Consider the following 5,884-nt stretch of genomic DNA (forward strand, 5'->3'; position numbering starts at 1 on the left):
AGCCTGGGCCGACTGCATGGTGGCCTTGATATTCGGGTTCTCTTGCAGTTCCTTGAAGAAAGTCTTGTTGGCCGGGGTGCCGAGCGGCACATCGGCATTCACCGTCTTGAGGCCATTCACGGTCAGCAGGTGCTTTTCCAAAAATTCCACCGCCACATCCTTGTTCGGCGAGGCACGGTTGATCATGCAACCCAAAACGCCGACAAAGGGCGCGGACTTCTTGCCACCCACCGTGGGGATCGGTGCCACACCGAAGTTGATATTGGCTTTCTTCAGGTTTTCCCACGACCACGGGCCATTGATCATCATGGCCACCGTGCCCTTGGCCATGCCGGCTTCCATTTCCGGGTAGCCCGCGCCCTTGGGCATCACGCCCTTGTCGATCAGGGTCTTGATGGTCTCCACGCCCTTCACGCCGCCGGCATTGTTGACGCCGGTATCGGCTGCATCATAGGTACCATCGGCCTTTTGCTTGAACGGATAGGCGCCACCGGCAGCCAGCAGCGGCCAGGTGAAATAGGTGTTGGTGTAGTCCCACAGGATGGCATGGGCGTTCTTGGCCTTGAGCTTGGCATCGAGCGCCACCAATTCTTCCATGGTCTTGGGCGGAGTCGGCACCAGGTCCTTGTTGTAGACCAGCGAAACTGCCTCGATCGACAGCGGATAGCCCCACACCTTGCCGCCGATGGTAAAGGCCTTCCAGGCCAGCGGGTCGATATCGTCCTTGATGGCTTTCGATGGCGTCACTGGCTGCAACAGGCCAGCGCCAACCCACTCGCCGGCACGGTCATGCGGCCAGCACCAGATATCCGGGCCCTTGCCCGCTGCGGCAGCTTGCTGGAATTTGCCCGGTGCATCTTCCGGATGCTCGACGGCAAAGGCGACGCCCGACTTCTTGGCGAACTCATCGCCGACTTTCTGCACGCCGTTATAGCCTTTGTCGCCATTGATCCACAGCAACAGCTTGCCGGCTTCGGCGGCGTGGGCGGTGCCAAAAGCAGCCAGCAAGGCGCCGGCGACGAGGGTCTTGTTCACGTTCATGGTCACTCCATTCGGTATGGTGGTTTGGTCCGGTACTGCATTTACTGCCTGGTTTTCACTGCTTTTATTGTTGTTTGTTACGACTGATGCATGGTCTGCCGGTGGCGCTACGCAGTCGGGTCAAAACCCGACCTACAAGTGTCACCAGCGACGGCCGCCTGCCTTGTAGGTCGGAATTCATTCCGACTGGCTTTGCACTGTCGGGTTAAAACCCGATCTGTATTGTGAATACAAACGGCGCAACTACGCGCCAAGGCGGGCAAATGCCAGGCCGCTTTCGTTGAACAGATAGCAGCGGCGCGCCGGCAAGAATACGCTCAGCTGCTCGCCTACCGCCGCATCGTGCTCGGCCGAGGCACGCACCACCATATGGTCGGCGGCGCCCTCTACCTGCAGATAAAAATTGGTCGCCTCGCCCAGATGCTCTACCGCAATCACCTGGCCCTTCACCGCTTTGCCCGCCTCGGCATCAAAGCCGAAGTGTTCGGGACGGATGCCCAGGGTGACCTTGCTGCCGATCTGGCCAGCACTGGCATCGACCGCTGCCGTTACTCGGCTGCCATCGGCCAGCTCCACCGTCGCCTCGGTAGCGCTGGCCGCCGTCAGCCGGCCTTCGATGAAATTCATCTTGGGCGAGCCGATAAAGCCGGCGACAAACAGATTGCGTGGATGGTGGTACAGCTCCAGCGGTGTGCCGACCTGCTCGATATTGCCGGCGCTGAGCACCACGATGCGGTTGGCCAGGGTCATCGCTTCCACCTGGTCATGGGTCACATACACCATGGTGGTATTGAGTTCGCGATGCAGCTTGGTGATCTCGATGCGCATCTGCACCCGCAGCGCGGCATCGAGATTGGACAGCGGCTCGTCGAACAAGAACACATTGGGCTTGCGCACAATGGCGCGGCCGATCGCCACCCGCTGGCGCTGCCCGCCGGACAGGGCCTTGGGCTTGCGCTCCAACAGATGCTCGATCTGCAGGATGCGTGCCGCCCGATCCACTGCCAGTTTCATCTCCTGCTTGTCGAGGCCGGCGAGCTTGAGGCCGAACGCCATGTTTTCCGCCACCGTCATATGCGGATACAGCGCATAGCTCTGGAACACCATCGCTACGCCGCGCTTGGCCGGCGGGGTGTCGTTGCAGCGCTGGCCATTGATGAACAGATCGCCGGCGGTGATGTCCTCAAGGCCGGCAATGGTGCGCAGCAAGGTGGACTTGCCGCAGCCGGAAGGCCCGACAAACACCACGAATTCGCCGTCTTTGATATCCAGATCAATACCGTGCAGCGTTTCAATATCGCCAAACGACTTGCGTATGCCACGCAGAACTACGTCTGCCATGTCTCTGCTCCTGATGTTGTCCGTCGCGCCCAGCGAGGGGCATGATCGGTCAGAACCTTGTTGCACAGCGGAAGAAAGTGCTTCCGCACAATCCGGCCCTAAGGCCAGCGATTTGTTCGATTACCCTCACAGCCGGGCGTACAGACCGCCAAACGGTGCCAGCAGCAAATGCCCCGCATCGATGCGGCCGCCGGTCAACACCGATGGCTCGGGCAGCGCGCCGGCACGGCGATACGCCTTGTCCAGCTTGATGCTGCATGCCTCGCGGCCCAGATTGAAGGCACACAGCCAGGTTTCGCCATGCAGGCTGCGGGTAAACAGCAGCACCGGCTCCGGTGCATCGACAAAGCGGATATCGCCCGAGCACAGCACTGGCTGACGCTTGCGCCAGGCAAGGAACTGCCGGTAGAACTGCAGCACCGAGTCATCGGCCTGTTCCTGCACATCCACCGCGCTGGCTGCATGCTCTTTCGGCACCGGCAGCCACGGTTTGCCGGTGGAAAAGCCGGCATGCTTGGCCCGGCTTTGCCAGGGCATAGGCGTGCGGCAGCCATCGCGGCCCTTGAATTCGGGCCAGAAGGTAATACCGTAAGGGTCCTGCAATTGCTCGAAGGCAATCTCCGCCTCGGTCAACGCCAGTTCCTCGCCCTGATAGATACACAGGCTGCCGCGCAGGCTGGCCGACATGGCCAGCAGCACCTTGGCATAGCGCGGATCGGTCATGCCCTTGCCCCAGCGGCTGACTACCCGCTGCACATCATGGTTGCCGATCGACCAGCAAGCCCAACCCGGCACGCCGTCCTTCTTGCCACGCTTGTGCAGCTGGCCCTCCAGCGCCTCGACCTGCTGGCGGATATAGCCGGCCGAACCATCCGGGGTGAGCAGATTGAAGCTGTAGGCCATATGCAGCTTGTCGCCGCCCGAGGTGTACTGCGCCATCACTTTCAAGGAATGATCATCGCCGACTTCGCCGACCGAAGCCGCGCCGAATTCATCGAGCAAGGAGCGCACCCGTTGCAGAAAGGCCAGGTTCTCCGGCTGCGATTTGTCGTGCTTGTGCGCCTGCAGACCGTAAGGGTTTTCGGCTGATACCGTCTTGCTGTCGCGCACCTTGGCCGGCGGGTTGGAACGCAGCTTGCGATCATGAAAATGAAAGTTGCAGGCATCGAAGCGAAAACCATCCACGCCGCGTTCCAGCCAGAAACGGATGGTGGCGAGCATGGCGTCCTGCACCGCAGGACAATGGAAATTCAGGTCGGGCTGCGAGCTGAGGAAATTGTGCAGATAGTACTGGCGCCGGCACGAATCCCATTGCCAGGCCGAGCCGCCGAATACCGACAACCAGTTATTGGGCGGCGTGCCATCGGCCTTGGGGTCGGCCCAGACAAACCAGTCGGCCTTGTCATTGTCGCGACTCTGCCGGCTTTGCTTGAACCAGTCGTGCTGGTCCGAGCAATGGCTGAGCACCTGGTCGATCACTACCTTGAGGCCGAGCTGGTGCGCCGTGGCCAGAAGCCGGTCGAAGTCGGCCAGATTGCCGAACAGCGGATCGACATCGCAGTAGTCCGATACGTCATAACCGAAATCCTTCATCGGCGAGGTAAAGAACGGCGATATCCAGATAGCGTCGACACCGAGGCTGGCGATATACGGCAGCTTGCCGGTAATGCCGGGCAGATCACCGACGCCATCGCCGTTGGAATCGGCAAAGCTGCGCGGATAGATCTGATAGATGACGCCACCGCGCCACCAGTTGTTGGGAGATGTGTTACTCGATTGCATGCCAAGCTCGCCGGGAAATCCGCAAGCGCACTGCTATCGCATTGCGGCGATAGCAGTGAACTCGCAAACAGGTGCGCCTGCGACCGGCCAGAGCCAGCCGCAAGGAAGGGAAACGGGGAGCTGCGCCGCAGCAAGCGACCGCTCAAGTCCATGCACGACAGGAGGACGACAGTGCAAGGTCCCTGCACCTTGTACTGCCTGCCCTGTCAGTGTTCGGACCCGAGCCAGCCGCCTGCACTAGCGCGACCAGGCTCCATCAAGCCGGGTGTGGCTTACCACCAGGCTTCCATTTGCACACCGTAGGAGCTGCCATTGGTCTTGCCACGGTATTGCGGCAATTCCACGCCCAGGTCGCGACCGGTAGCGGCCGGGTTGCCGGCAGCCTTGTTCCAGTTGGCCAGGGTGTAGTAGGCACGCAGCACCGGACGGGCCCAGAAGCCCTTGCCGGCCGACAGCTGCGGCGCAATGGTGAACTTGTTCAGATAGTAGGAATCACCGGTGCCAGGCTTGACGCGGGTAGTACCGGCTTCAAATGCCACGCTATAGGCTTCGTTGAAGTGGTAAACCGGACGAACCACCAAGGTGGTGGTGGAGCTGTCCTTGCGATCGCCCCAGTTCAGCTTGCCATTGGACTCGTTGTACAGGCGCTCCTTGCCGTAGCCGAAGAACACCGCGCCATTCCAGTCGCTACCCTTGGGCTCGAACACCAGATGCTCGATCACACGCCAGCCACGGTACTTGACATTCTCGTCCGCCCACCATTTGCCGGTGCCATCAAGATTGGCGCCATCATTGGCGTACTGGAATACGAAGCTGTTGAAGCCACCCAGATCAAACGGGTTGCTGTAGTTGTGCGCCACGGTCAGGCCAACACCGCCCTTGCCGCCGATGGTTTTGCGCGATTGGCCCACTACCTTGCCACTGGCGTCCTTGATATCGGTAACCGTATCGCCATTGTTCTTCAGCACGAAGTTGGCGCCCAGGTCGATCGAGCCCATGCCGACATCGATGCCTTCGATGCGGAAGTCGTGGTTGGAAATCGCCTTGCCCGGATTGTCGATGGTGGTGGCGCGCAGCAGGTCCTGATTGGAATTGCCGCCGGTATTGCCAAAGCTGGCGCTGCCATTGCGCATCAGCGCGTAGGAGAACTTGGCGCCGCCCATGCCCAGATCGACGTTCTCGATACCAGCGCCGGGGCCGGTGTCGGCCGACCAGAAGAAGTCGGCGATATGCACATCATGGCGCTTGTAGAAGCGCTTACCTGCCCACATGGTGGCATTGGCCAGCGCGCCCGAGCCGACATTGGTCGCCTCGATCCATGCCTGGCGCCAGGCCGGCACGCTTTGTTCGTAGTCTTGAATCTGCTGCGAACCGAAAGCGACCATGGTGTGCAGCTTGAAGCCGATGCCCATGGTTTCGCCCAGGCCGGCATCGAATGCCAGTTCGCCATAGGTGTCGCATTCGTTACCGAGGCGGCCGGAGCGGCCCACATCACCGCCAAAGGCCGGTGCATTGATCTGGAAACAGGCCACATTGCCGCCTTCCGAGCCCGAGCCTGAACCGGAACGCAGATAGCCGTGAAAGTCCACCGGCACAGCCCAGGCCTGGGCGGACAAGGCTGCGACAACTGCCGCAAACAGCTTGGTCTTACGAGTCATTGCTATCACTCCTCTCCGTTTGGTTGGATAGAACCACGCGCCACAAGACGTATGGACTGGTG

4 protein-coding genes are annotated in these 5,884 nt (G+C 60.8%); all 4 read right to left on the reverse strand.

Annotated elements, in window-relative coordinates; all coding sequences use genetic code 11:
* Positions 1 to 1,041 (reverse strand): maltose/maltodextrin ABC transporter substrate-binding protein MalE (gene malE, locus ACE3OH_RS18360; RefSeq protein WP_374356574.1); only part of this gene is annotated, 1,041 nt, incomplete at its 3' end.
* A 243-nt stretch (positions 1,042 to 1,284) separates the two neighbouring features.
* Entirely contained in the window at positions 1,285 to 2,382 is a 1,098-nt protein-coding gene (locus ACE3OH_RS18365; RefSeq protein ID WP_374356577.1) for an ABC transporter ATP-binding protein, read from the reverse strand.
* 126 nt (positions 2,383 to 2,508) lie between these two features.
* Positions 2,509 to 4,164, reverse strand: coding sequence for an alpha-glucosidase (locus ACE3OH_RS18370; RefSeq protein WP_374356582.1), 1,656 nt, complete (start codon positions 4,162 to 4,164; stop codon positions 2,509 to 2,511).
* A gap of 272 nt (positions 4,165 to 4,436) precedes the next feature.
* On the reverse strand, positions 4,437 to 5,822 hold the full coding sequence (locus ACE3OH_RS18375) for a maltoporin (protein ID WP_374356585.1): 1,386 nt from the start codon (positions 5,820 to 5,822) through the stop codon (positions 4,437 to 4,439).
* Positions 5,823 to 5,884: the final 62 nt, after the last annotated feature.

The sequence above is a fragment of the Chitinimonas sp. genome (assembly GCF_041904975.1).
GTDB lineage: Bacteria > Pseudomonadota > Gammaproteobacteria > Burkholderiales > Chitinimonadaceae > Chitinimonas.

Coding starts and splice junctions, on each gene's coding strand:
- ACE3OH_RS18365 (WP_374356577.1), bottom strand. CDS start 2,382: ATGGCAGACGTAGTTCTGCGTGGCATACGCAAGTCGTTTGGCGATATT.
- ACE3OH_RS18370 (WP_374356582.1), bottom strand. CDS start 4,164: ATGCAATCGAGTAACACATCTCCCAACAACTGGTGGCGCGGTGGCGTC.
- ACE3OH_RS18375 (WP_374356585.1), bottom strand. CDS start 5,822: ATGACTCGTAAGACCAAGCTGTTTGCGGCAGTTGTCGCAGCCTTGTCC.